General features: G+C 66.4%; 25 protein-coding genes. 12 read left to right on the top strand and 13 right to left on the bottom strand.

Going from position 1 to position 25,140, the window contains the following annotated elements; translation table 11 throughout:
* Positions 1–105: 105 nt before the first annotated feature.
* The 6 genes from eda to J2X42_RS18740 all read right to left on the bottom strand — a co-directional run bounded on the left by eda (position 106) and on the right by J2X42_RS18740 (position 6,848).
* The gene (gene eda, locus J2X42_RS18765) at positions 106–735 is read right to left on the bottom strand and encodes a bifunctional 4-hydroxy-2-oxoglutarate aldolase/2-dehydro-3-deoxy-phosphogluconate aldolase (RefSeq protein ID WP_310167365.1); all 630 of its coding nucleotides are present in this window, start codon (positions 733–735) and stop codon (positions 106–108) included.
* On the bottom strand, positions 728–2,116 hold the full coding sequence (locus tag J2X42_RS18760) for a mannitol dehydrogenase family protein (protein WP_310167430.1): 1,389 nt from the start codon (positions 2,114–2,116) through the stop codon (positions 728–730). Before J2X42_RS18760 ends, eda begins: the two co-directional genes overlap by 8 nt.
* Before the next feature lie 68 nt (positions 2,117–2,184).
* Entirely contained in the window at positions 2,185–3,129 is a 945-nt protein-coding gene (locus tag J2X42_RS18755; RefSeq protein ID WP_310167429.1) for a PfkB family carbohydrate kinase, read from the bottom strand.
* Positions 3,130–3,173: 44 nt separating this feature from the next.
* Positions 3,174–4,385: a D-mannonate dehydratase ManD gene (gene manD / locus J2X42_RS18750; RefSeq protein WP_310167364.1), complete on the bottom strand. Its 1,212-nt coding sequence runs from the start codon at positions 4,383–4,385 to the stop codon at positions 3,174–3,176.
* A gap of 58 nt (positions 4,386–4,443) precedes the next feature.
* Complete coding sequence (locus J2X42_RS18745) at positions 4,444–5,469, bottom strand: L-idonate 5-dehydrogenase (protein ID WP_310167363.1); 1,026 nt, start codon at positions 5,467–5,469, stop codon at positions 4,444–4,446.
* Positions 5,466–6,848, bottom strand: a complete 1,383-nt coding sequence (locus J2X42_RS18740; RefSeq protein WP_310167362.1) for an MFS transporter — start codon at positions 6,846–6,848, stop codon at positions 5,466–5,468. Before J2X42_RS18740 ends, J2X42_RS18745 begins: the two co-directional genes overlap by 4 nt.
* Before the next feature lie 149 nt (positions 6,849–6,997).
* On the opposite strand from J2X42_RS18740, the gene J2X42_RS18735 reads away from it, so the two are divergent.
* On the top strand, positions 6,998–7,729 hold the full coding sequence (locus J2X42_RS18735) for a GntR family transcriptional regulator (protein WP_310167361.1): 732 nt from the start codon (positions 6,998–7,000) through the stop codon (positions 7,727–7,729).
* Between the two features lie 48 nt (positions 7,730–7,777).
* On the opposite strand, the gene J2X42_RS18730 is transcribed toward J2X42_RS18735, so the two are convergent.
* The 3 genes from J2X42_RS18730 to J2X42_RS18720 all read right to left on the bottom strand — a co-directional run bounded on the left by J2X42_RS18730 (position 7,778) and on the right by J2X42_RS18720 (position 9,393).
* Positions 7,778–8,362 carry an adenylate kinase gene (locus J2X42_RS18730; protein ID WP_310167428.1) on the bottom strand — a complete coding sequence of 195 codons (585 nt, stop codon included), beginning with the start codon at positions 8,360–8,362 and terminating at the stop codon, positions 7,778–7,780.
* Positions 8,363–8,549: 187 nt separating this feature from the next.
* Positions 8,550–9,047, bottom strand: a complete 498-nt coding sequence (locus J2X42_RS18725) for an SRPBCC domain-containing protein (protein WP_310167360.1) — start codon at positions 9,045–9,047, stop codon at positions 8,550–8,552.
* Positions 9,048–9,060: 13 nt separating this feature from the next.
* Positions 9,061–9,393, bottom strand: a complete 333-nt coding sequence (locus J2X42_RS18720) for an ArsR family transcriptional regulator (RefSeq protein WP_310167359.1) — start codon at positions 9,391–9,393, stop codon at positions 9,061–9,063.
* An 83-nt stretch (positions 9,394–9,476) separates the two neighbouring features.
* On the opposite strand from J2X42_RS18720, the gene J2X42_RS18715 reads away from it, so the two are divergent.
* The 7 genes from J2X42_RS18715 to J2X42_RS18685 all read left to right on the top strand — a co-directional run bounded on the left by J2X42_RS18715 (position 9,477) and on the right by J2X42_RS18685 (position 18,045).
* Positions 9,477–10,475 carry a LacI family DNA-binding transcriptional regulator gene (locus tag J2X42_RS18715; protein ID WP_310167358.1) on the top strand — a complete coding sequence of 333 codons (999 nt, stop codon included), beginning with the start codon at positions 9,477–9,479 and terminating at the stop codon, positions 10,473–10,475.
* 67 nt (positions 10,476–10,542) lie between these two features.
* Complete coding sequence (locus J2X42_RS18710) at positions 10,543–11,271, top strand: FadR/GntR family transcriptional regulator (RefSeq protein ID WP_310167357.1); 729 nt, start codon at positions 10,543–10,545, stop codon at positions 11,269–11,271.
* A gap of 118 nt (positions 11,272–11,389) precedes the next feature.
* Complete coding sequence (locus tag J2X42_RS18705) at positions 11,390–12,817, top strand: aspartate ammonia-lyase (protein WP_310167356.1); 1,428 nt, start codon at positions 11,390–11,392, stop codon at positions 12,815–12,817.
* Between the two features lie 154 nt (positions 12,818–12,971).
* On the top strand, positions 12,972–14,282 hold the full coding sequence (locus J2X42_RS18700; RefSeq protein ID WP_310167355.1) for a dicarboxylate/amino acid:cation symporter: 1,311 nt from the start codon (positions 12,972–12,974) through the stop codon (positions 14,280–14,282).
* Positions 14,283–14,295: 13 nt separating this feature from the next.
* Entirely contained in the window at positions 14,296–14,592 is a 297-nt protein-coding gene (locus J2X42_RS18695) for a winged helix-turn-helix domain-containing protein (RefSeq protein WP_310167354.1), read from the top strand.
* Between the two features lie 98 nt (positions 14,593–14,690).
* The gene (locus tag J2X42_RS18690) at positions 14,691–15,251 is read left to right on the top strand and encodes a PaaI family thioesterase (RefSeq protein WP_310167353.1); all 561 of its coding nucleotides are present in this window, start codon (positions 14,691–14,693) and stop codon (positions 15,249–15,251) included.
* A 304-nt stretch (positions 15,252–15,555) separates the two neighbouring features.
* Positions 15,556–18,045, top strand: a complete 2,490-nt coding sequence (locus J2X42_RS18685) for a glycoside hydrolase family 2 TIM barrel-domain containing protein (protein WP_310167352.1) — start codon at positions 15,556–15,558, stop codon at positions 18,043–18,045.
* A gap of 77 nt (positions 18,046–18,122) precedes the next feature.
* On the opposite strand, the gene J2X42_RS18680 is transcribed toward J2X42_RS18685, so the two are convergent.
* Complete coding sequence (locus tag J2X42_RS18680) at positions 18,123–18,386, bottom strand: hypothetical protein (protein ID WP_310167351.1); 264 nt, start codon at positions 18,384–18,386, stop codon at positions 18,123–18,125.
* Between the two features lie 390 nt (positions 18,387–18,776).
* Here J2X42_RS18680 and J2X42_RS18675 point away from each other — a divergent pair, with 390 nt between their 5' ends.
* From J2X42_RS18675 to J2X42_RS18665, 3 genes are all read left to right on the top strand, one after another.
* Entirely contained in the window at positions 18,777–18,950 is a 174-nt protein-coding gene (locus J2X42_RS18675) for a hypothetical protein (RefSeq protein ID WP_310167350.1), read from the top strand.
* Between the two features lie 164 nt (positions 18,951–19,114).
* Entirely contained in the window at positions 19,115–19,327 is a 213-nt protein-coding gene (locus tag J2X42_RS18670; RefSeq protein WP_310167349.1) for a hypothetical protein, read from the top strand.
* 118 nt (positions 19,328–19,445) lie between these two features.
* Positions 19,446–20,696 (top strand): NYN domain-containing protein, encoded by a 1,251-nt coding sequence (locus tag J2X42_RS18665; RefSeq protein WP_310167348.1) that lies wholly within the window; start codon positions 19,446–19,448, stop codon positions 20,694–20,696.
* A gap of 75 nt (positions 20,697–20,771) precedes the next feature.
* Here J2X42_RS18665 and J2X42_RS18660 read toward each other — a convergent pair whose 3' ends face one another.
* The gene (locus J2X42_RS18660) at positions 20,772–21,572 is read right to left on the bottom strand and encodes an IclR family transcriptional regulator (RefSeq protein WP_310167347.1); all 801 of its coding nucleotides are present in this window, start codon (positions 21,570–21,572) and stop codon (positions 20,772–20,774) included.
* A 184-nt stretch (positions 21,573–21,756) separates the two neighbouring features.
* Between J2X42_RS18660 and J2X42_RS18655 the strand changes: the two genes are divergently transcribed.
* A complete protein-coding gene (locus J2X42_RS18655; RefSeq protein WP_310167346.1) occupies positions 21,757–22,581 on the top strand; it encodes a PhzF family phenazine biosynthesis protein in 825 nt (274 codons plus the stop codon).
* Here the strand turns inward: J2X42_RS18655 and J2X42_RS18650 are convergent.
* On the bottom strand, positions 22,578–24,302 hold the full coding sequence (locus J2X42_RS18650; protein WP_310167345.1) for an alkaline phosphatase D family protein: 1,725 nt from the start codon (positions 24,300–24,302) through the stop codon (positions 22,578–22,580). The two genes, J2X42_RS18655 and J2X42_RS18650, sit on opposite strands and share 4 nt — an antisense overlap.
* 86 nt (positions 24,303–24,388) lie before the next feature.
* On the bottom strand, positions 24,389–24,988 hold the full coding sequence (locus tag J2X42_RS18645; RefSeq protein WP_310167344.1) for a hypothetical protein: 600 nt from the start codon (positions 24,986–24,988) through the stop codon (positions 24,389–24,391).
* Positions 24,989–25,140 lie beyond the last annotated feature (152 nt).

Genomic DNA, 25,140 nt, shown 5'->3' with positions numbered 1-25,140 from the left:
AAAACCGCGAAGCAAATACCCTATGTGGATAACCTCAGCCCCGGGTTCCACGGCGCATGTCCGGCCGTGTCCCATCTCCTTAGCACCGGAAAATCGCCGGTCTGCTCAGTGCTTGCCGAGCGCGGCAGCCCCCTGCGCGAGTCGCGTGATCTGCTTCCAGTCCTCGGCGTCGACGGCCGCGCGCGGAGTCAGCCAGCTGCCGCCAACGCACGAGACATTCGGCAGCGACAGGTAGCCCGGAGCGGATTCCAGGCTCACCCCTCCCGTGGGGCAGAACTGCACCTGCGGGATGGGCGCTCCGATGGCGGCGAGGTAGTCCGGCCCGCCGGCCGGGCCCGCCGGGAAGAACTTCATGGCCGTGATGCCCCGCTCCAGGACCGCCATCACTTCGCCCACGGTCGCCACCCCCGGGAGCACCGGGACTTCGAGCTGCAGCATGTGGTCCAGCAGGGACGGCGTGACGCCGGGGCTCACCAGGAACTGGGCCCCGGCCGCTACCGCGGCGTCGGCCTGGCCGGGCGTCAGGATGGTGCCGGCGCCGAGCAGGATGTCAGGGACTTCGTCGGCGATACGCTTCATGGATTCGAGGGCGCTGTCCGTCCGCAGCGTCAGCTCGATGATCCGGACGCCGCCGTCGGCCAGTGCCCTGGCCACGGGAACGGCGTGCTGCGGGTCGGCGATGGTGACGACGGGAATAACAGGGGAAACGTGCAGGACGCTGGTTGCGTCAGCCATGGGTGATCTCTTTTCTCAGGCCGTCCAGCCCGGTGGTGTCGATGATGCGGTACCAGTGCGTCAGCAGGTCCGTGAAGGTGGTGTTGGCCGCGAGCCCGGCGTCGAAAATGCTGCGCACGCCGAGCAGCGCCGGCACCACGGTGGCTGCGGAACGCTCCGCCGGGAGTGCTGCCTGGAGATCCGCCGCGAGGGGGTCGTTCAGCCCGTCACCGGCGGTGGTGGCCACATGGTGCATCCACGCGGCCACGGCGAGAGCGGCCCACGTGGGTTCGCGTCCGGCGTCGAGGTTTGCACGGACCGTGGTCAGCAGACGGAGGCCGATCTTCTGCGAGCCGTCGCTGCCCACCTTTGCCGTGGTGTGTCCCAGGGCCGGGTTGGCGAAGCGGTCCAGGACCTGCGCACAGTACGTTGAGCCGTCCAGGCCCTGGGGCAGGCTGATGGTGGGGAGTGCGTCCTCGGCCAGCATCAGCCGGCACGCCGTGCGGAAGGAGTCCTCCCCCACGGCGTCGGCGATGGTCTCCCTGCCGGTGGCCAGGCCAAGGTAGGCGAGCATCGAATGGCTGGCGTTGAGCAGGCGCAGCTTGGCTGCCTCCCACGCAGCGACGTCGTTGCTGAACAGTGCTCCGGCTTCCTCCCAGGCCGGCCTCCCGGCGGCGAAGTTATCCTCGATGACCCACTGCATGAAAGGTTCCGCCACCACGGCGGCTTCGTCCCGGAGGCCGAGTTCATGTTCGACGGCGGCAAGGTCGCCGTCGGTGGTGGCCGGCACCATCCGGTCCACCATGGTGGACGGGAAGGTCACGTTGGCATCCAGCCAGGCGAGCAGGGGCCCCGACTCAGCGTCAGGAAGGGCGGCTGCGAACGCCCGGACCAGGGTTCCGGTCAGCTCGCCGTTACCCGGCAGGTTGTCGCACGAGACGACGGTGAGCGGGCCTGCGCCGGTACGGGCCCGATGCTGGATGCCGCGGGCAATCTGCCCGATGGCTGTCTGCGGCGGCTGGCCGTCAAGGTCGGCATGCACCTGGGGGTCGGCCGTGTTGAGCGACCCGGTGTGCGGATCAATCCGGTAGCCCTTTTCCGTGACGGTCAGCGTGACCACCTGCGTGGTGGCCGCGGCGATCCGGTCCACGACTTTTTCCGGATGGTCCCTGCCGGAGATGGCTTCCACGATGCTGCACACCACACGGAGGGGCGCGGCGCCGCTGCCCCGCTCCGCCACGGTGAACAGTCCGTCCTGCGGCGCCAGTTGGCGCGCCACCGTGTCCGAACGCTGGGTCACCCCAACGATCCCCCAGTCCGAGGAACCGGTGGCGAGCATGGCGTTTTCGGTGAACACCGCCGTGTGGGCCCGGGCGAAGGCGCCCAGGCCGAGGTGGACAATGCCGGGCCGAAGCGTGCCGGGAACCAGCAGCGGCCTGTGGGCGCCGTTGGCGGCGAGGGAGGCTGCGTTCAGGCGTGTGATGGCTCTGCTCCTTCGAGGGCAAGACCGGAGACGGCAGTTCCTGCGTGGGCGCGGGTCTGCGCCAGGGTGGGAATGAAGCCCGTGCCGCCCTTGCCGCCCACCACCAGCGACGCCGCCGCCGCACCATAGCGGGCCGCCACGGGGAGGCTGTCGCCCAGGACGATCCGGGCGGTCAGGGTACCGACGAACGCGTCGCCCGCCCCGGTCTGGTCCACCACCGCGGGGGCGGGTATGGAGTTGATCCAGGTGCTGTCCTGGCCTTCGCCTTCCAGCTGGACGCCCTCTGCGCCGCAGGTCACGGCCACGTTCACCGCGCCGAGGCCACGCAGCCTGGCCGCGGCCTCGGCCGCGGTGGAGCAGCCCAGGAGTGCTGAGGTTTCGCCGGGAAACGACGGCGTGACCAGGAACGCGCGCGGCGCGAGCTGCAGGAGTGCCGCCGTCGCGTCCTCCACGGACGTGAGCCGGGGGCGGAAATTGGGATCGAACACAAAGCGCTTGGCCAGCGCGGCTGCCTTCAAAACGGCTGCACGGGACGACTCCGAAATGGCGCACGCGATGCCGCCCGCCACCACGGCGCCCGCAGCCGAAAACACTGCCGGATCGACGTCGTCGGGGCCAAGGCTGGATCCAACGCTGCCGCTGCGGGCGTAAGAGAACTCGCGTTGCCCGTCGGGGTCGCAGTGCACCAGGTAGACGCCCTGCTGCCCGGTCCGGTACGTCAGCAGGTCCGCGGACACGCCCAGTTCCACGATCCGGGCGGCGATCGCCTTGCCGAGGTCGTCGTCGGTCACTACCGACAGCAGACCCACGCGGGCGCCGGCCGCCGCCGCCGCGGCCGCAACATTGAGGGCGTCCCCGGAAATGCCGAGCTGCGCGGGCACGCCGTGGGCGAAGGCCACGTCCGTGGCCACCTCAACGAGGATCTCGCCCATCACCACGACGTCGAACGGGGCGGAGGATTCTTGGTTTGGGTTGCTCACCAGTCATGCACCGATCCGTCGAGCCGCCTGTTAATGGGCAGGTATTTCGGGTCGAACGGGAAACGGGCGGCAGCTTCCTCGTTGAACTCCACGCCGATGCCGGGGGCGTCCCCGGGGTGCATGTAGCCGTCGTTGAAGCTGTAGGACGTGGTGAAAACCTCGTTGGCAGGCTCCCGGTGCCCCATGTATTCCTGGATACCGAAGTTCGGGATGCTCATGTCCACGTGCAGAGCTGCCGCTAATGAGGCCGGCGAAAGATCACCGGCGCCGTGCGATCCGGAGCGCACGCCGTACAGGTCCGCGAGGGAGAAGATGCGGCGCAGGTGGGTGATGCCGCCCGAGTGTGACACGGAGGTGCGGATGTAGTCGATGAGCCGTTCGGTGATCAGCTGCTGGCAATCCCAGATCGAGTTGAACACCTCACCCACCGCGATGGGAGTGGTGGTGTGCTGGCGGATCAGGCGGAAGGCCGACTGGTCCTCGGCCGGCGTCGGATCCTCGATCCAGAACGGCCGGAACTGCTCCAGTGACGCGCCCAGCCGTCCCGCCTCGATCGGGGACAGGCGGTGGTGCACGTCGTGGAGGACGTGGACCCCGTAGCCAAACTCTTCGCGGACGTGGGCCATCATCTTCGGCGCGAAATCCAGGTAGGCCGAGGTCTCCCAGGTGTCCTCCTGCGGGACGTTGCCGCTGGCGGGTTCGTACATCTTCCCGTCCACCGGCGCGATGCCGTAGGTTTTGTCCAGCCCAGGGACCGCCGCCTGAACGCGGATGGCTTTGTAGCCGAGGTCCAGGTGGTGCTGGAAGTCGGCGCTCAGGTCCTGCAGCGTGGCTCCGCTGGCGTGGCCGTAGACCATCACACCTTCGCGGGCTGCCCCGCCGAGGAGTTCGTACACCGGCATGCCGGCGGCCTTGCCCTTGATGTCCCACAGTGCGACGTCGATGGCGGCGATCGCCGTCATGGTCACCGGTCCGCGGCGCCAGTAGGCCCCCTTGTAGAAGTACTGCCAGGCGTCCTCAATACGGCGCGCGTCGCGGCCGATCAGCAGCGGGCAGAGGTGCTCGGACAGGTATGACGCCACGGCCAGCTCGCGGCCGTTGAGGGTGGCGTCGCCGATGCCGGTGATGCCGTCCTCGGTTTCAATAACGAGCGTGACGTAATTCCGTCCTGGCGACGAAACCACTACCCGTGCGTCGGTGATCTTCACTGGTTGGTCCTTCAGGTGTGTGGGATGGGGTGCTACTCAGTTGGAGGAGTGGCCGGGGTCAGCTGAGTTTCAGCATGACCTTGCTGCTGCCGGCGGCAGGGTCGCCGAAGACCCGCATGGCTTCGGCTGCCTGGTCGATGCCGAACTTGTGCGTGATGACCGGGGATACGTCCAGGCCTGCGGCCATGGCGCGGAGCGCGTCGCTGATCTCGTCCACGAAACGGTAGGAACCGATCCAGGTGATTTCCCGTGTGACGAGGTCACCCAGGGCGGCCGCGGCCGGGGCTCCCGGCAGGTTTCCGACTTGGACGAGGGTGCCGCCGCGTGCAGTGGCCCGGAGGATGCCGCCCAGCACCGCGGGGATGCCCGAAGCCTCGAAGACGAGCTCCATGTCCTCGGGCAGGCTGCCCCCGCCGGAGACGTTCCGGACCTCGTCCGCGCCCATGGCCACGGCGATCTGCAGCGCCGCGTCGTTGATGTCGGCGGCAATGACGGTCCTGGCTCCGGCGTACTTGGCCGCTGCCACCACCAGGCATCCGATGGGTCCGGCACCATTGACCAGGATGTCCCGGCCGGTGAGGTCACCGGCCCGGCTGACAGCGTGCATGGCGACGGCGAGTGGTTCAGCCAGTGCGCCGTGGAGCGTATCCACACCGTCGGGCAGCGGCCGGATCTGGGAAGCCCTGGCGAGCTTGCGTTCGCTGAAGCCGCCGTCGGTGTGGGGGTCGAAGGCCGCCGAGCCGAAATAGCGGATCTGCGGATAGAGGTTGGTCCGGCCCTTGAGCCGCCCGGGCATGGTCCCGTTTCCCACCAGCTCTGCGGGGTGGACGGTGACCGGCTGGCCGATCTGCAGGTTTTCGACGCCGGCGCCGAGCTGGGCGATCCGTCCGGCCACTTCATGGCCCAGGACCAGCGGCGACTTCAGCGCCGCCGTCCCCGAGGCGCCGTGGCGCCAGTACGAAAGGTCGGATCCGCAGATGCCGCCCCATTCGACGTCGAGCACTACTTCCCCGGGGCCGGCCACGGGCTCCGGCCGTTCGTCGATGCGGAGATCGTTGGCGCCGTGGACTACGACGGCTTTCATACGGCGTCTTCCAGGCGGACCATATCGCGGCCACGGACCTCAGGGCCGACGAAGGCGGAGATCAGTGTAATCAGCGAGTAAGCGATGAGCATCGCGGCGAGCGGCCACCAGTGTCCGGTGATTGCGGTGAGGGTGGCTGCCAGCAGCGGACCGATGGCGGTTGCCAGAATCCCGCCAATTTCCTTGGCCAGCGCGAGCTGGGTGAAGCGGGTTCGGGCACCGAAGAACTCGGCCATGGTGACGCTCTCCATGGCGAAGAGGCTCAGCACGCCCAGGTTGAGGCCGATCACCATGGCAACAGTGATGAGGACAGTGTTTCCGCTGGTGACCATCAGCATCATGGGGATGGCGAACAGGGCGGTGAGCGAGCTCAGTGCCAAGTACAGCGGCCGACGGCCGAAACGGTCACCGAGCAGGCCCATGACCGGGATGGTCACGAAGCCGAGCAGTGAGCCGTACATGATGGCGGTTGTGCCGACGCTCTTGTCCACCAGCAGGACGGTGGCCAGGTAGCCGATGAGGAAGGTCTGGACGAGTCCGGAGTTGCCGGCCTGCCCGAAGCGCAGGCCAAGCGCGATGAGGAAGGCCTTGCCCTTGCGCTGGTGCAGTGCGGCTTCGATGGTGCTGGTCCTGGCGATTTCTTCCGCGGCGGTGATTTCACGCTTGGACAGTGCCACGCCGTCCACCACGTCGGCGCGCTGTTCGAACACGGGGCTTTCCTTGAGGGAACGGCGGACCCAGACCGCGAAGATCATCAGCACGAAGCTGAACAGGAACGGGATGCGCCAGCCCCAGCTGAGCAGGTCCGCTTCAGACAGGGTGGAGACGAGGATTGCCCAGATGGCAGATGCTGCGAGGGTTCCGGAGTTCGTGCCGAGGCATACGAGGGACGAGATGAGGCCGCGGCGGCGGGTGGGCGCGAACTCAGCCAGCATTACCGTGGCTCCGGCGATCTCGGCGCCGGCGCCGAAGCCCTGCATCAGGCGAAGCGCGACCAGGAAGATGGGCGCCCAGATACCGATCATCGCGTAGGTGGGCAGAACGCCGATAAGCGTGGTGGACGCCCCCATGAGGGCGATAGTGATGAACAGGACCTTCTTGCGGCCGATCCTGTCGCCCATGCGGCCGAAGTACACAGCGCCGGCGAGCCGGGCAACGTAGCCCACGCCATAGGTTGCCATGGCGGCTATCAGGCCGATGATCGGGCTGACCTCGGGAAAGAAGAGTTTGTTGAAGACGATGGCTGCCGCCAGCGAATACAGCTGGAAGTCCATGAATTCCATGGCAGTTCCCAGCCAGCCGGAAACGGCGACTTTGGCCAGTTCACGGGTGGGTTTCGTTTCCGGCTTAGTGGTGGGCGGCGAGATGCTCTCAGTCATCTGATGCTCCTTTGCAGGCGATGAAAAACGGAGGGGAGAAGAACGGAAGAGGCTGGGCTGAAGGTCTGTTGTTGTGACCGGCAGCACCCGTTGACTACTACCATACAAGCACTACCATTCTAGTGTGTCAAGAGTAATAGACTGGAGCCATGGCAACCGAAAAACGTGGCAAGGGACAGCCTCCGCGACTGTCCGTCCGGGATCAGACCCTGGAAACGCTTCGGCGTCGCATCATTTCCCTGCAGCTCCCCCCGGGCGAGCCGCTCTCGGAGAATGAGCTGTCGCAGGAACTGGGCGTGAGCCGCACTCCGGTGCGTGAGAGCCTGATCCTCCTGCGGGAGGAGGGACTGGTCCAGGTCTTTCCCCAGATCGGCTCGTTCGTTTCCCTCGTGGATTTGGGGCGGGTGTCCGAGGCACAGTTCGTCCGCGAAGCCATCGAGTGTGCGTCCCTGAAGGACGTTGCCGTTGACGCGGCGGGACTCGCGGGCCTGCGCGAGATCCTGCGGGACCAGTCCGGAGCCGAGGCCAGCGGCGATGTGGAGGAATTCTTCCGTCTGGACGAGGACTTCCACCGCGAACTGCTGCGCCTGGCGGGCCACGAGTCTGCCTGGGCCGCCGTCAACTCGGCCAAGGCGCACCTGGACCGCGCCCGGCGCCTGAGCCTGCTGGACACAAGGCCCATCTCAACCCTCATACAGCAGCACACCGCAGTGGTGGACGCACTGGAGGCGAACAACATGACGGATGCCGACAGCTCCTTGCGCCTTCACCTGCGGGGCGTCTTCGAGGACGTTCAGCGCATCCAGGAATCAACCCCGGAACTCTTCTCTGACGGCGCCGTGCGCCGCCCCACACGGCGGAGCGTCGCCCGCCTGACGTAGAAAGGACGACGGCGGGAAGTCCCGCCGTCGTCCTTTCCGTTGCTGCTGCTACCGTCCGTCGACGGGCGCCCCGAGCACGTTGCCTATGCAGGCCAGGACCCTGTCCGTGACGTCGTCGATCCCGCCGATCCCGTCCACCTGGGCCAGGATCCCGCGCCCGGCATACCTGGCCACCACGGCCTCGGTCTGCTGGTGGTACAGGTCCAGCCGGTGGCGGATGACGCTTTCGTTGTCGTCGCTGCGGCCGGTCTCCCTGGCCCTGCCGAGCAGCCGGGAGACCAGTTCCGCGTCGTCGGCAGTGAGCTGGAGGACCACTCCGAGTTCCTGCTCACCGGCTGCGAGGATCGCGTCCAGGTAATCCACCTGGGCCACGGTGCGCGGGTAGCCGTCCAGCACGAAGCCGTTGCCGGCGTCGTCCTGGCTCAGGCGGTTCCGGACCATTTCGTTAGTGACACTGTCCGGCACGAAATCGCCGGCATCCATATACCTCGTGGCCTCGACACCCAGCGGCGTCCCACCCTTGACATGGGCGCGGAAAATATCTCCCGTTGAAATCGCCACTACGCCGAGGCGTTCGGAGATCCGTTCAGCCTGCGTTCCCTTGCCGGAACCGGGCGGACCAATAATCAGCATTCTCGTCATACAAAACCCCTTGCTGGTTATGTGGACGTCGTCGTCCTGGCCCGATGCTACGGCTCCAGAGGTTGCGGCCGGGCTGCATCGGCGCCTGACAGCAGAGTACGACGGCGGAAGATCACCGCCGTCGCACTCTCGCGTTTTGTGCTGTTACCGGTAGTTCTGGTGCAGTGAGCGGCGCCGGTCAGGCGTGTGCGTGCTCGGCAAGGACGGCGTCGATCTGGCCCGCCGCCTCCTTCATGCCTTCCTCCATGCCCATCTTCACCATCTCTTCCATCTGCTCTTCGGAATCGAACGTGGACATGATGGTCATCCGCGTACGCCCGCCGGCGTCCTCGAGGGTAACCGTGGCGTGGGCGCTCCCCATGGCATCCACGGGAGCGCCGTCGTCGTCCGCGAAACCGTCATCGAACTCGAGCTTCCGAGGCGCCTCGATGGTGGTGAATTTCCACCAGCCGCGGGGCCTCCCACCTTCGGGCGTGGTCATGTAATAGTCGGCCGCCCCGCCGGGCTGGAAGTCGAACCGCTCAAACGTGGCCGGATAGTTTGGCGGACCCCACCAGCGCTCCAGCTGGCGCGGGTCTTCCCAGACCTGCCAGACGCGCTCGACGCCGGCGTCGAACTCCGCCACGAGGGTCAAGCTGAGTGCCTCGAGATTCTTGGTGGAACTGATAACAGGCATTGCGCAACCTTTCCTATCCTTCAGCCAGAATGTCCGCGATCCGGCTGACGCGCTGCCGCCAGATCGCCTCATACTCATCGAGCAGCCGCCGGGCTTCCTGCAGGCCTTCATGGTTGCCCCGCACGATCTGCTCCCTTCCACGCTTCTCCTTGGTAACAAGGGAGGCGCGCTCCAATACCGCCACATGCTTCTGGACGGCGGCGAAACTCATGGCATAGAGGCCCGCGAGGCCGGACACCGAATACTCAGCCACCGTGACCCTGCGGACAATGTCCCGGCGGGTGGCATCGGAGAACGCCTGGAAAAGGCGGTCGACGTCGGCATCACTCATCTGATCTACAACCATTTGGTTGTACGATACGCCCGGAATCGAGGTACGTCAAGGGCATCAGTATCACGTGTCAACATGATCTATGCGATGATCTGACTGTGACAGCGGAGACGAAACCGAACAAGCGACCAACCAGCTTTGATGTCGCCAAGAGAGCCGGGGTGTCCCGGGCCACCGTAAGCCACGTGCTCAACGGGCAAGGATCCCGCTTCCCGGAGCAGACCCGGCAAAAGGTGCTCAAGGCCGCCGCCGAACTGCAGTACAGGCCTTCTCCCGCCGGACGCGCCCTGGTGACCGGCCGCAGCGACATCCTTGTGGTGATCATTCCCAACACGACGTTCGGCAGCAACCTGCAGGACCTCGTGGACAGCATCAGCACCCAGGCCGCCCGCCACGGCCTGAGCGTGGTGGTCCGCTTCGCCGGACGGGATGCGGCGGAAACCCTCGCCGCCATCCTGCACTTCCGGCCGGTGGCCGTGGTGGACATCGGGGTCCTGTCCCCCGAAGACCGCGAAGCACTTGAGGCTAGCGGAGCAGTGGCCATTCCGCGATACCTGCGGTCACCCGAACCGGAAGGGGACCTCAACTTCCTCGTCGGCCGGACCATGGCAGAGGAACTGCTCCGCGGCGGGCCCCGCCGCCTCGCCTTCGCCGCGCTGGTGGACGAGCGGCAGGACCCTTTCGGGCCCCCGCGCTATGAGGGAATGAAAGCCGCCGCCCACGCCCACGGCCTGCCGACGCCGGAACGCCTGGACATTCCCCTCCGGCTCGCCGGCGCGAAAGCGGCCCTCAAAGCCTTCGCGGCTGATGGCTCCCCGATGGGGGTGGGCTGCTACAACGACGACGTTGCCATCGCAGTACTGGCGGCCGGGCGCGCGCTCGGCCTTGAAACGCCGGGTGACCTTTCGGTGGTCGGCGTGGACGCAACGGAGGTGGGACAGCTGGTCTCCCCCAGGCTGACAACGGTCCTCATGGAGAACGCTGCGCTCATGGCGCGGATCGCGGCTGACCTTGATGAACTGGACCAGAAGGACGCAGCCCAGCACGCCTACTACCCGCCGCCGGTGGTGAAAATCGTCCCCGGCGAAACCACCTAAGGCCCCATTTTCGGCAACACTCCGGCCGCGCGTTGACACGACGTGTGACTAGTGCCATGCTCATTACATGGACCTGTTGGACAGCTGGACAGCTAGACAAGACCGAGTCGTACGCGTTGGCGCGGCCGAAGCGGTTTTCGCTTCCCTCCGCGGTGCCATCGAAGCCGGCAAGATCCCTGTCGGCACCCGGCTGGACTCTGAGGCGTCGCTGGCCAAGCAATACGGCGTCAGCCGCACCATGGTCCGCGAGGCCCTTCGTTCCTGCACGGCGCTCGGCCTGACCGCCACCCACACCGGCAAGGGAACATTCGTCATCGCCGACAAAGTGGCACAGGACCTCAAGCTCGGCAAATACTCCGCCAGCGCCCTCGTGGAGGCCCGCCCCCACGTGGAGGTTCCGGCGGCCGGCCTGGCTGCCCAACGCCGCACCAACGAGGACCTTGAAGCACTCCGGGAAATCCTCCGCGAAATGTCGGAGGCGGATGACCTCCAGCAGTGGGTGCAGCTGAACACCGAGTTCCATGTGACGATCGCCCGCTCCAGTGGCAACGGCGTCTTCGAATCATTCCTCTCGGACATCTGCGAGGCGATGGCGAACCAGTCCAACACCCTCAACCTCGTTGCCGACCGGCGCAAGGAATCGGGCGATGAACACGCCCGCATCTTCGAGGCCATCGAACGCGGCTCCGCCGAGGACGCGTCCCAGGCCATGACCATGCACCTGCACGGGGTGGAGTGTGCCCTCGGCACTATCGTCCCCGGCGGCCAACAATCCGCAGCAGGCCGTACCGGCTGACCTTCGCCCGCTTTTCCGCAGCACACCCCTGACTCCGCCCCGGCGGTGCCATCCACCGCGCCCTACCGCGCCCAAAAACACATCTCCCCGCCCGTCAACGAAGCCCCGTGAGGACCCCATGACCACCCACCTGACCACCCTTGATGCCGTTCCGGAAACCCGGTCCGAGCACGACCTCCTGGGCGACCGCGACGTCCCCGCCGCCGCGTACTGGGGCGTCCACACGCTTCGCGCCGTGGAAAACTTCCCCATCACCGGCCAGCCGCTGTCCTCCAACATGCACCTGGTCCGCGGCCTGGCCGCGGTGAAACTTGCCGCCGTCCGCACCAACCACGAACTCGGGCTGCTCGACGCCGAGCGGGCCACAGCCATCGGGCAGGCGTGCACCGACGTGATGAACGGCCACTTCGCCGACCAGTTCGTCGTGGACGTCATCCAGGGCGGTGCCGGCACGTCGTCGAACATGAACGCCAACGAGGTGATCGCCAACCGGGCGCTTGAAATCCTGGGCCACCCCAAGGGCGACTACGCCCGCCTGCACCCCAACGACCACGTCAACCTCTCCCAGTCCACCAACGACGTCTACCCCACCGCCGTGAAGCTGGGCACCATCTTCGCCGCCCGGGAACTGCTGGACGCCCTCGCCGAACTCGAAGAGGCCTGCGCCTCCAAGGCCCTGGAATTCCGCACCGTGGTGAAGATGGGCCGCACGCAGCTGCAGGACGCCGTCCCCATGACCCTTGGCCAGGAGTTCGGCACCTACGCCGTCACGATCGGTGAGGACCGGCTGCGCCTCGCCGAAGCCGAACTGCTGATCCACGAAATCAACCTCGGCGCCACCGCCATCGGTACCGGCCTGAACGCTCCCGCCGGCTACGCCGAAACGGCCTGCCGGCACCTCGCCGAGATCACCGGCCTGCCCCTGGTCACCGCCGTCGACCTCATCGAAGCCACCCAGGACGTCGGCGCGTTCGTCCACCTCTCCGGCGTCCTCAAGCGCGTGGCTGTGAAGCTGTCCAAGATCTGCAACGACTTGCGGCTGCTCTCCTCCGGCCCGCGCGCCGGGTTCGGCGAGATCAACCTGCCCGCCGTGCAGTCGGGCTCCTCGATCATGCCCGGCAAGATCAACCCGGTGATCCCGGAAGTGGTCTCCCAGGTGGCCTACGAGGTGATCGGCAACGACGTCACCATCACCATGGCCGCCGAAGCCGGGCAGCTCCAGCTCAACGCCTTCGAACCGATCATCGTCCACAGCCTCCACAAGAGCATCTCGCACCTGGAAGCCGCCTGCCGCACCCTCACGGCACGCTGCATCCGGGGCATCACCGCCAACACCGAGCACCTCCGCCGCACCGTGGAACAGTCGATCGGCCTGGTTACGGCCCTGAACCCGCATCTTGGCTACGCCACTGCCACCGCCATCGCCCAGGAAGCCCTGGCCACCGGCAAGGGCGTCGCCGAGCTGGTCCTCGAACACGGCCTCCTCACCGACGCCCAGCTCCAGGAACTCCTCAGCCCCGAACGCCTGGCCAACCTGAGCAAGTAACCCCACCCGCACCACCCCACACCCCGCCCGTCCAGGGACCTGGGGCACACCGACGTGCCCAAATTCCAGGACAGGCCAGAGAGAAAAACGGCACTCAACGATGAGGACCGTTCCACCACCGGGCCACCAGCCCGGCCTCACCCAAGGAGTGATCATGAAAAACAAATCAACCATGTGGATCCTGGCAGCACTTGTTTTCGGAATCATCAGTGGGCTCGTGTTCCACTGGCTGCTGCCGGACGCCACCCGCGAATCGGTCGTGTCCGTGCTGGACACCGTGACGCACATGTTCCTGAACCTGATCAAGATGATCATCGCCCCGCTGATCTTCGCCACCCTGGTCTCCGGCATCGCAGGTGCTGCCAAGTCCGCCGGCGTGGGCAAACTGTTCGGCAGGTCGATGATCTGGTTCCTGTCCGCCTCTGTCCTGGTGGGCGCTTTCGGCTTCATCACAGCGCACGTGCTCAACGTCGGCCACGGCCTGAACCTCGTGGCGGGCGGTGACGCGGGGATGGAAACGAAGCCCCTCGATTACGCCGAGTTCATGACCCACATCATCCCCACAAGCGTCTTCGCGGCCTTGACCGCCAACAATCCCCTGCAGATCCTGGTGTTCGGCGCGCTCTTTGGCATCGCCCTGCTGAACCTCCGGAAAAAGGGCCGCTCGTCCATCGCCGATGCCATCGACGAACTGATGGGCGTCATGCTCAAGGTCACCGGATACGTGATGAAGGCCGCGCCGGTGGGCGTTTTCGCAGGTATCGCAGCAGCCTTCACCGCCGAGGGCCTGGACGCCTTCGCAACGTACGCGTCGTTCATCGGCGGCTTCTACGTCTCGCTCTCCGCACTCTGGGTCGTCATGATCGCCGTTGCGGTGGCCTTCCTCGGCAAGGCCGCCTTCCGGCTGGTCCGCATTGTCCGGGAACCCATGGTCATCGCCTTCGCCACCTCCAGCAGCGAGGCCGCCCTGCCCAAGCTCATTGACGGCCTCACCAGGTTCGGCATCGAAAAGCGCACCACCGGCTTTGTGCTGCCGCTCGGCTACTCCTTCAACGTGGACGGCTCCATGATGTACATGACGTTCGCGTCGGTCTTCCTGATCAACGCGTACGGCATCGACATGGACCTGGGCCAGCAGATCGCGATGACCGCCATGCTGCTGCTCAGCAGCAAAGGCATGGCCGGTGTGCCGCGCGGCTCACTCGTGGTGGTTGCCGCCGTCGTTCCCGCCTTTGGCATCCCCGCCGCCGGCATCGGCGTCCTGCTGGTCATCGACCAACTCCTGGACATGGGCCGCACGGCCACCAACATCCTGGGCAACGCCATCGCCACCGCAGTGATCGGCCGGAACCACGATCGGGAATCCTCCCTCATGGAAAGCACGACGGCGGCACCCGCCGAGGGTGCCCCTCCCGCCGAAGTGCCGGAAGGGCACCGGGAACACGAGCACGCGTCGGTGCGCTGAGAGGCCGCGGCACATGTCCCTCGAAGTCCAGACCCGAACACCGGCTCACCACTCCGGCCGCGGCAACAACGGGCGGCGCAACACGGTCAGGTCCCTCATCATCGACTACCTCGCAAGCAACGGTGCCAGCAAGGTGGCCGAGATCAGCGCCGCAGTCACGGCCTCGCGGAACTGCGTCAGGTACCACCTGGCCGCCCTGGAACGCGCAGCAATCGTCCGTTCCAACATCTCCCCCGGGACCCGGGAAGGCTGCACCCCCTTCTACGCCCTGGTCCCGGGCAGCAAGGAAGCCGAGAACGGGCCCACGTGATCGGCAAAGTGGGCCGGTCATAGCCGGCGCGGGCGGCGGCAGGGCCCCGCCGCCGGCCGTCCGCCCGCCGTCCATGCAGGCGAGCATCCCGGTCATCTATGCTGGGCACACGGGGCCACATCGAGGAGGACCAGCCCATGGATGCCACCGGACCGGTCGAGCGGGAGCACACCTTCAGCTGGGTGGATCCCCGCGTCGGGCTGGAACACCTGCCGCTGCTGTCCGGCCTGGACTACCTGGCCGGCATGCGGGACGGCAGCATCCCCCGGCCACCGATGGCCTCGCTGATGAACCTGACCCTCATCGACGTCCGCCGCGGGCGGGTGGAATTCGAATGCCGGCCTGCTGAAGCCCACTACAACCCGCTGGGCATGGTCCACGGCGGCCTGGCCTGCACCCTGCTGGATACCGTGGTGGGGTGCGCCGCGCACAGTACGTTGGCCGCGGGTTTCGGCTACACCTCCATTGACCTCGCTGTCAGCTACCTCCGCCCCATCACCCTCAGCCAAGGCATCCTGCGGGCCGAGGGTTCCGTGGTGAAATCGGGATCACGCGTCATCTTTGCCGAGGGCCGCATTCTTGGGCCGGGCGGAGAACTCCTGGCCACCGCCACCAGTTCGCTGCTGGTTTTTGCGGCCGGCACTACCCCCTCGAAGTAGGCCGCGGCCGCTTTCCCACCTTCGGGTGACCCACGGGCAGTACCGGCGCTCCGCCGGGCCAGACGTCCAACCGCTGAATCGTGGCTGGCCAGTATGAGGCAATTAGTATCACGTGTCAATGGATCTCCTGCCGCCACCTTTCCGGCGGCAGTTCGCGGTCGGGCCGGCCGGTTGACACACGGCGAGAGTCAATGGTTTCCTGTCATTGACACGTGATACTAAACGTGGCCATCACCGCAACCGTCCTGGACCTCCGCCTGCTTTCCGCGGGTCGGTCCCGCCATCGCTTACAAGGGAGAAACCGATGACCCGCACGTCGTTCAACGCAGGATGGGCCGTCCGGCCGAAAGTCAGCCTCTTTGCTGAGTTTTCGGGCCCCGTCTCCCCTCCGCAGCCGGTCACGCTGCCGCACGATGCGCTGATCGGGCTGCCGCGTTCGGCCGATTCGGCCCAGGGTTCGCACACCGGCTACTTCCCGGACGGCACCTTCGAATACTCCAAGACGTTCGAGGTGCCTGAGGACTACAGGGGCAAGCGCGTGGCCCTCGAGTTCCAGGGCGTGTACAGGGACGCCATGGTCTTCGTCAACGGCGACTTCGCCGGCCAGCGCCCGTTCGGCTACTCCACGTTCAACATCCGGCTGGATCCGTTCCTGAAGTACGGCCAGGCCAACACCATCCGCGTTGATGCGCGCGTCCACCAGGACTCACGCTGGTACTCGGGCGCCGGCATCTACCGCGACACGTTCCTGTCTGTCACCGAACTCGTTCACCTCGCCGCCAATGGCGTCCGGATCGCGACGCCGGACATCACCGCCCGCCGCGCCGTCGTCGACGTCGCCACCACGGTGGAGAACGAGGGACTGGCCACCGCCACGGTGACGGTCGGCACGGAACTGTATGACGGCGGCGGCAACGTGGTCGCCGTCGGCTCCGCGCCCGTGACGCTCAAGGCGGGCAGCACCGCCGTCGTCCGCCAGCGCCTCTACGTCACCGAACCGAAGCTGTGGGGCCTGGACAACCCGCACCTGTATTCGGCACGGACGGAACTGCGCGACGCGCTGGAGGTGCTGCAGGAGGACACCACTACCTTCGGCATCCGGTCCCTCCAGCTTGACCCGTTCAACGGCCTGCAGATCAACGGCGAGACCGTGAAGCTCCGCGGCGCCTGCATCCACCACGACAACGGCGTCCTCGGCGCAGCCACGATCGCCCGCGCGGAGGAACGCCGCGTCCAGCTGCTCAAGGAAGCGGGCTTCAACTCGATCCGCAGCGCCCACAACCCGGTCAGCCAGGCCATGCTCGACGCCTGCGACAAGCACGGCATGCTGGTCATGGACGAGACCTTCGACGTGTGGACCGAAGGGAAGTCCTCCTTCGACTACTCACTGTCCTTCCCCGAATGGTGGGAACGCGACGTCGAGGCCATGGTGGCCAAGGACTTCAACCACCCGTCCGTGGTGCTGTACTCGATCGGCAACGAGATCCCGGAAACCGGCAGCGGACTCGGCTCCGGCTGGGGACGCCAGATCGCGGAAAAGATCAGGTCCCTGGACTCCACCCGCTACACCACCAACGGCATCAACGGCTTCGTCTCGGTCATCGCCGATGCCGCGGCCCTCATGAAGCAGGCAGGCACCGGCGATGACAGCCAGGGCGTCAACGCCATCATGAGCGAGGCCGGCGAAGCGATGGGCCGGATCAGTGCCTCGCCCCTCGTCTCCGAACGGACCGCTGAATCCCACGCCGCAGTGGACGTTGCCGGCATCAACTATGGCGACGGGCGCTATGTCCAGGACAGGGAACTCTTCCCGAACAGGATAATCGTCGGAACCGAAACGTTCCCGGACCGCATCGATGTCCTCTGGAAGCTCGTTGAGGAAAACCCGCACGTGATCGGCGACTACACCTGGACCGGGTGGGACTACCTCGGCGAAGCCGGCATCGGCCGGGTGCAGTACAACGACGAGAGCGACGGCGCATCATCGCTGGCAGCGCCGTACCCGTGGCTGCTCGCCTGGTGCGGCGACATCGACATCACCGGTTACCGCCGGCCCGCCTCCTACTACCGCGAGACGGTCTTCGGGCTGCGCCACGAGCCGTACATTGCGGTCCAGCGTCCGGAGAACTACCACCGCGAACACGGCATGGGACCCTGGACGTGGACGGACAGCATCTCCAGCTGGAGCTGGGACGTCCCGTCGGGCTCCCCCGTCAAGGTGGAGGTCTACAGCGACGCTGACGAGGTGGAGCTGCTCCTGAACGGCAGCCCCGTGGGCCGCGTCCCCGCCGGGCCGGACCACCGGTTCCGCGCGGACTTCGAGCTCACGTACGAGCCCGGCGAACTGGTGGCCGTCGGCTACATCAACGGTGCCGAGCAGGGACGCACAACGCTCCGCACGGCAGCCGGTGACGTCCGCCTGACCGCCGACGCCGACCGCACCGAACTGCGAGCCGACCACTCCGACCTCAGCTACATTGCCATCGAATTCCGCGACGCCCACGGCAACCTGGCCACCAACGTCGAACACAGTGTCACGGTAACCGTGGAAGGCGCCGGAGTACTCCAGGGCCTGGGCAGCGCGCGCCCGGACACCACCGAAACCTACACCGGGGCGAACCACACCTCGTTCGACGGCCGGCTGCTCGCCGTCGTCCGGCCCACCACGGCGGGCGGGATCACCGTGCGGATCAGCGCCGACGGCTTCGAAGAGGTCAGCGTCACTCTGACAGCCTCCGCGGCCGACGCCAGGGAAGCCGCCGGGCTGCGTGACGAGGTGGCCGCCCTCGCCTGACGCAGGGGCAACGCCCTGCGAGAGGAAAGCGGACGACGGCGGGAGGCACCCGCCGTCGACCGCTTTCCGTGAGGCAGCTACTGCGGAACGCAAGCCTCCACCGAGCCGAGATGCACATGGGCTCCGCCGGCGACAAACTGCCCGAAGGTTGAGTACCCTCCGGCCTCGGCTATGGCCTTGTACATGTTGACATCGAGGACACCTGCGGAGGCCTCCGAGGAAACGATCAGGCCCACACAACTGGCCCTGTGGTTGGCTGCCTGGGCCGCGGGCAGCCCCATGGCGAGGGCGAGAAGCGTGGCGCTGGACAGCATGGCGAATCGACGGATGTGAGTGTTCATGGTTTGCCTCTTGAAACATCGGAACGTCATCAAACGACTTACGGCCGTGCCCGGCGGCGTCTCCGGTCCGGCGCAGTGAGGCCTGTCCGTTGCCCCCAGGGCGTGGGCCAAGACGCGGCGCCAAGCAAGGGATAAAGGCGCCTTCACAGGCGGGGCGATGTGTTAAGTGCGTGCCCCACCTGAAGACTACCCCTGCTGAAATTCGCCGTCCACGGCCAGCGTGGAATCGGTCACATCGGCCTGAATCCGCTTGCATTTACGGTTCGGCACACCGCACCATGGATTTGGGAATGCGCTTTCCTATAGTCGTATTCCCTGTCCTCACCGCCGAAGACGCGGCCCTGCGATGAAGCCTGGGGCCGTCAACCGCCTTGAATGGAAGTACTGACAATGACGTTCGAAACTGACCACTCCGTGACCCTGAAAATCTGGGACCGTTCCGCCATCGACCACACCCTCGAAACAGTGGTGCAGGACCTGGCCGGCCGGGCGAAAACCGCCAAATCGAGCATCGCCGTGCACTGCAGCGGTCCGAACATTTTCACGGTCAGCGTGCGCGTGTAATCGGTCACATTTTCGGCTTTTCGGTTGTCAATGCCGCCTGCCAGCGTGAACCATAAACAAGGGAATTCATTTCCCGCCTACCTGAACCAGCAATCCTCACCGACGAGGATGCGGCTCCAAACAACGACGTGGGGCCGTCGACTGCATGAGTGAAAGTACTGACAATGACGTTTGAAACCACTGATTCCGTAACGCTGAAAATCTGGGACCGCTCGGCCATCGACCACACCATCGACGCCGCCGTGCAGGACCTCACTCCCCGGGCCAAGGCCGCCAAGTGCGGCATCGCCGTCACCCGCAGCGGACCCAACACCTTCACCGTGGGCCTGAGCCGCAACGTGCCCCAGGGCGCGACGTTCGAGGAAGTCACCCGCTAGGAATCCCAGGCAGTGGACGACGGCGGGACCTCCCGCCGTCGTCCGCTTCCCTTAAGCGGAGGCGGGCCGCCAGCCTGAGGTGTTCCTTCCCGTCCCCCATTACTGGCACACTGAGCCAATGACTGAGGCGCACTCCACCACCCGTCGGCCGGGTCTCCGGGCAGCGATGTTTGTCGATTTCGACAACGTCTACCTGGGCCTTCAGGCCCTGGATCCTCAGGCGGCGAGGCGGTTCGCCGAAGACCCCAAGCACTGGGCTGACGCGCTGTCGGCCGGCGGGCCCGGTGAGAATTCACGCCGCTTCCTGATCCGCAACTGCTACCTGAACCCGGTGGCGTTCTCGAAGTACCGGACGTACTGGACGAGGGCGGGTTTTCGCGTCATCGACTGCCCGTCGCTGACGCAGCGGGGCAAGAGCAGTACCGACATCAACCTTGTCCTCGACGCCATGGACACACTGACCGGCGTGAGTGAAATTGACGAGTTCTTCATCGCCTCGGCCGACGCCGATTTCACGTCCCTGATCCAGCGTTTCCGCGCTGCCGACAAGCTGACCACTGTCATCGCCGCCGGCGCCGTGGCCTTCGCGTACCGCGAGATGGCGGACAACGTGGTGGAGTCCCACGACTTCGTGGCCATCCTCAACGGCAGCATCGTGGAGCCCCTCCGGGCGGTGGGGTCCGGCCTGCCGCAGAAGGAGGCGCAGGGAGCCGCGAAGGTAAAGCCGAAAACGAAAACCAAGCATGTTTCTGCCGCGATCCGGGAGGTCTGCGACCTGGTCCGCACGGCCCCGGGCCCGGTTGTCGGCGCCATGGTCGCCCACAGGGCGCTTACGGTGGACCCTTCGCTGAAGACGGACTGGGGCGGCTTCGGTAAGTTCGGGACGTGGGTGGCGCAGATCGGCCAGGGCGTTGAATACTCCCCCTCGCGCGGCGGCTGGGTCTGGGACGCGCAGCGGTTTTCCAGTGACGACCTCCCCGTTGAGGCCGAGGTCGAACCCGGCATTGAGGAGCGGGTCGCCCGGGTTACCGATGTGCCGGCCCTTTCCGAAGCCCAGTTCCGGCAGCTGTTCCAGGCGATGGCAGCCAGGCTCCAGGAGCAGCCGGTCAACCGCAGCGACCTGTCCCGGCTGGTCCGCGATGACTGCGTCACGGCAGGCCAGCCGGTGTCACGCGGTGCCGTGAACTTCGTGATCCAGGGCCTGGGCTACGTCAATTACCAGCTGGACGAGACCGCCACGGCGGATGGGCTCGCAGCGGCCTGGACCGAAGATGTCGAAGAGCTGTGCCGGGTGGCGCTGATGGAGTTCGACGACGGCGAGCGGACGGCGCTGAGGCGCTGGGCCAGCGGCGGCTTCCTGGAGTCGTGAGGACTCAGCGCGAACGTACAGTTGAGGCCCCTCGATTCCAGGGCCACAAGTGTAGGTTCGCACTGCACGAAACGGTCAGAGCGGGCGGCCGCCCAGCCGCGCCGTAACCTTCTGCGCAGCCGCGGCACAGGCTTCGCCCAGGCTCTGGAGCCTCTCGGCGGAGACCCTGAACCGTGGCGCCGGAACCAGGACCGCGGCAACCACATCGCCCCGGTGGTCGTAGACCGGCGCGGCAACACCCACTTCGTCGACGGATGATTCGCCGTAGTTGACGGCCCAGCCCCTGGCTGTCCCTTCCTTGAGCCGGACCAGGTAGGCATCGAGACCCGCGTCGTCCAGGCCCGGCAGCGTGATGGTGCCGCTGCGGAGCAGGGACCTGACGCGTTCCTCCGGTTGCCCTGCGAGGAACACCTGGACGGACGCGCTCATCGCATCGCCGTAGCGGGCGCCCAGCGGGGTGGTGTGCTTAATCTGCTGCCGGCTCGAGATCTGCTCCACGCACATCGATTCGTTCCCGTTCCAGACCATCAGCGCACTGGTTTCACCGGTCTGCTCCGCGAGTTCGCGCAGGACCGGGTAGGCTACCCGCCGTTCCTCGAGGTCGGCCAGGAGCGGGCCGGCCACGGCGATCAGCCCCAGGCCCAGCCGGAACCGGCGCGTCTCCTCGTCCCGTTCGACGAGGTGTTCCTGCTCGAAGGTGGCCAGAATCCGGGAAACGGTGCTCTTGTGCAGCCCGATGCGGTTGGCGATTTCCGTGACGCCGAGCAACGGCTCGTCGACAGTGAAGCTCCTCAGCACGGCAATGGCGTTGACGAGGACGGATGCGCCCTTGCTGTCGCCGGAGCCCGCAGTGTCGGTGGATTCTGTTGCACTCATGATGCGAGGGACTCCCGGTATCTGTACAGTGAGCTGGTGTTGCGCGGAAAGCAACGCCGTTGCCCCAAGGCTATCAAGTGCGCTGGCGGGCACGCACGACTGACGCTTCCTGGGAAACCACCCAAAGCCACTTTCTCAAACTGGCCCTGTATTTCCAGTCCAGTTTGCCCATACGGTGGAAGCCATGCACATACCCCTAATCCAGATCGATGCTTTCGCTACCAAGCCCTTCGAGGGCAATCCAGCAGCGGTGATGCCCCTTGAAGCCTGGCTGGAAGACAGTATCCTCCAGCAATTTGCGGCGGAGAACAACCTCTCCGAAACGGCTTTCATCGTGGCGGATATCCCCGGCGAGGCCCCACCTTTCGACCTGTCACAGCCGGCCTACCACCTCCGATGGTTCACGCCCGCCATTGAAGTGGACCTCTGCGGTCACGCGACCCTGGCCGCAGCCTCCTACCTCTTCACGGACGTCCATCCTGACGCCAAACGGCTGCAGTTCTGGAGCCGCAGCGGCTGGCTATTTGTGGAGCGCGACGGCGACGGCTTCATCCTGGACTTCCCTTCCGAAATGCCCGAACCGGTGGCCGTTGACCCCTCGGTCACCGAAGCCCTTGGCGTTCCAGCACTCGAGGCTTTCCTGGCCACCGACCTCATCCACATCGTCAGGGATGCCGAGACGGTGCGCAACCTGACCCCCGACTTCGGGGCGCTTGCGAAATTGCCGGTGCGCGGCGTCGTCGTCACCGCTGCGGGTGACGGGACCGGCCATGACTTCGTCTCACGGTTCTTCGGTGCCCGGGCCGGCATCGATGAGGACCCGGTGACCGGTTCGGCGCACTCCCAGCTGGCACCGCTTTGGGCCGGCAGGCTGGGCAGCATGGTGTTGTCCGGCCGCCAGCTCTCGGCGCGCGGCGGCACAGTACTCTGCCGGGTGGAAGGGGAACGGACGTTGCTGTCCGGCACGTGCGTGCGGTACCTCGAAGGCACTGTGCACTGGGCAGGCTAGGTCCGTGCAGCGCGCCGGCGGGTTAGCCTGTCCAAACCCCGCCCGGCAGTCGGGCTCCCGCCCTCCTCCCGGGAAGCAACGGTAAAGGACGCCACAGTTTCCAGCCGCGGGTGCAGTTCATCGCCGCCTTCCACCACGCCTGTCTGCCACCACAGTTTCAGCCCTTCCTTGACAACTTCGAGGGTGGCCAGGTTGTTGGTGAACCATGGCCCCTCAACGCGTGTCCAGCGGAACGGCGGGTCCGGCACCCGCGCCGAGCGGGCCACCAGGGCGCCCACGGGTGACGCCAGGCCGTAAGCCATGACCGCGCCAAAGTATCTCATCAGCCGGGGAAGGGGGTTACGGATCGGGGAACAGACGGTCTGGATGATCCGGCTGCCCGAGGACCGCTCCACCTCCGCCACATAGGAGAAGTGCACGTCCCCGGACAGGAACGTCACGGTGTCCGGGGACGGTCCGCGTTTGCCGTCGGCCACTTCAGCCGCCATGGCAGCCACCTGCTGGAAGCTTTTTTGGAAGGCGGCCCAGTGTTCCAGGTCAACGGCCTGGCGCAGCTTCTCCCCCGCCCGGGCGGGGCGCTTCCCCCATGCGCCTTCCGATATGGCCTCATTCCACGACTCGACGTGGTGCAGGCCCATGGGCAGCAGGAAAGGCAGCGACGTGGCCACGAGCAGATGGCGGAATCCGCCGCGCATCTGGCCGTCGAGCCACGCCATTTCGTCGTCGTCAAGCAGGGCACGGGCTTCCGGATCCAGGTTGCGGGCAGCCCGGGAGTCAACCACTATCAGCCTGGTGTCGCCGAAATCCCGACAGTAACTCCACCGGTAGGATTCCGGGTCCCGGTCTGCGCGTTCCGCGAAGTTGTCCAGGTCAGCGCTGATGTCGGGCTCGGCCTCGCCGCGGTGCCCGGCGATCCGCTGCCAGATGGCATCTTTCAGGCGCTCCTGCGGAGAGAGGTTGCCCAGGTGCTGGTAGACCCAGTAGGAGGCCAGCCCCGAGACAATCCGCCCATGCCACCATGAGGTGGCTTCGATGGACCGCTTCCAGCTCAGCGATGCATTCCAGTCGTCGCGGATATCGTGGTCGTCGAAGATCATGGCGCTGGGCAGGGTGGACAGCAGCCACCTGTTCGCAGGATCGGACCAGGCGAGATTGTAGAGGTGGGCATATTCCTCGTAGTCCTGGAGTTCCTCGCCGGGCGGCTCCTCGATGTCGCGCCGGGCCCGAATGAACTGTTGCATCTGCTCGCTGGTCAGGTCTGCGTACACCTGGTCTCCGAGGAAGGCCACCAGGTCAGGCCACGGCAGCTCACCGCCGGCGGCCATCGCCAGTGCGTAGGCGCGGAGGGAGTCGACGCCGTGCGTCCTGTTGCCGGATTCGTCGTGCGGGACACTGGTGCGGCAGGAGCCGTAGGCCATGCGCAGCGGCTTGCCGGGCTTCAGCGTGGCGATCACCGGGGGCGGAAACCCGGAGGCCGGCTCGGGCCAGACTTGTGCACCGTCGATTTCCAGGGTGTAGGGCAGCACCGATCCGGGGTCCAGTCCGTCCGCCTCCACCAGTGCGTAATGGTGGCCGTGCACGGCGAAGGTACCTGCTTCCCAGTTCCTGCCACCGGCGCGGACTGACACCCGGGCAGCAGTTCTGGTCTCCACCCAGATACTGGCCGAGGTCTCATCCACGTACCGCATCATGGGGCCGAGCACCAGGGGTGAGGTCGTCATGACTTAGTTGTACCCGTTCCGGCCCTCGGCAACCATGGGTGCAGCCAAAGAACCGTGGAAACACCCAGGGCGTGGCTGCCTCTGCGTCAACGGCGAGAAGCGATGCGCCGTGCCGCGAAACCCGTCAGGACTGCCACGGTGGCAGCCATCAGCAGCCCGGCCAGCAGGTAGACACCGAACAGGGCCGGCGCAGGGGTGGTTTCGTCAATGAAGGGGGACGGAGCCAGCGTCCACAGGATGCCCGCGGCCCAGGCGCCCGCGTTGACGGGAATCCAGAAAGCGGTCTGCACGCCTTGGCGGCGCAGGACCAACCATTGGAGTGTCGGGATGGAGAGCAGAAGCAAACAGCCGAGCACCGCTGCGAGGACAACCACCAAGGGTGAGCCAAAGTCGATCCCGCCCAGGCTGCTGGGGAGCATCCCAATGGACCAGGCGGCGGCAGCCCCCATAGCGGTCGCGAATATCCAGGGCGGCCGGGGCACGGCGGGTCCGAACCCGAAGGACTGGCCGAATCCCAGTAGGCCGCCTTCACAGGCTCCGGCAAGGACCATCGCGGGATAGACCACGGCGGCGGGCGCGGCGAGCAGGCTCAGGATGCCGCCAACGATAGCGGGAATGGCAAACCCCGCGGCTTCAGCGAGCGTTACGGACACAACCCAGCGGCGCAGGAAAGGGTCCCCGGGCATGGTCAGCCCGGGCCGTCCAGTGCGGCGAGGGCTGCTTGGGCGCAGGCACTTTCCAGGGTGATGTCCATGACGAAACCCTACTCCGCGGGACCGGGACCGGGAGGTATACGCTTGGGGCCTCGCTCAAAACAGTGATACCGCCGACCGCAGCG

Source organism: Arthrobacter sp. BE255, from assembly GCF_031457335.1.
In the GTDB taxonomy this organism is placed as follows: domain Bacteria; phylum Actinomycetota; class Actinomycetes; order Actinomycetales; family Micrococcaceae; genus Arthrobacter.
The sequence above is the reverse complement of the archived record's forward strand: the minus strand, read 5'-3'. Positions and strand labels throughout refer to the sequence as shown.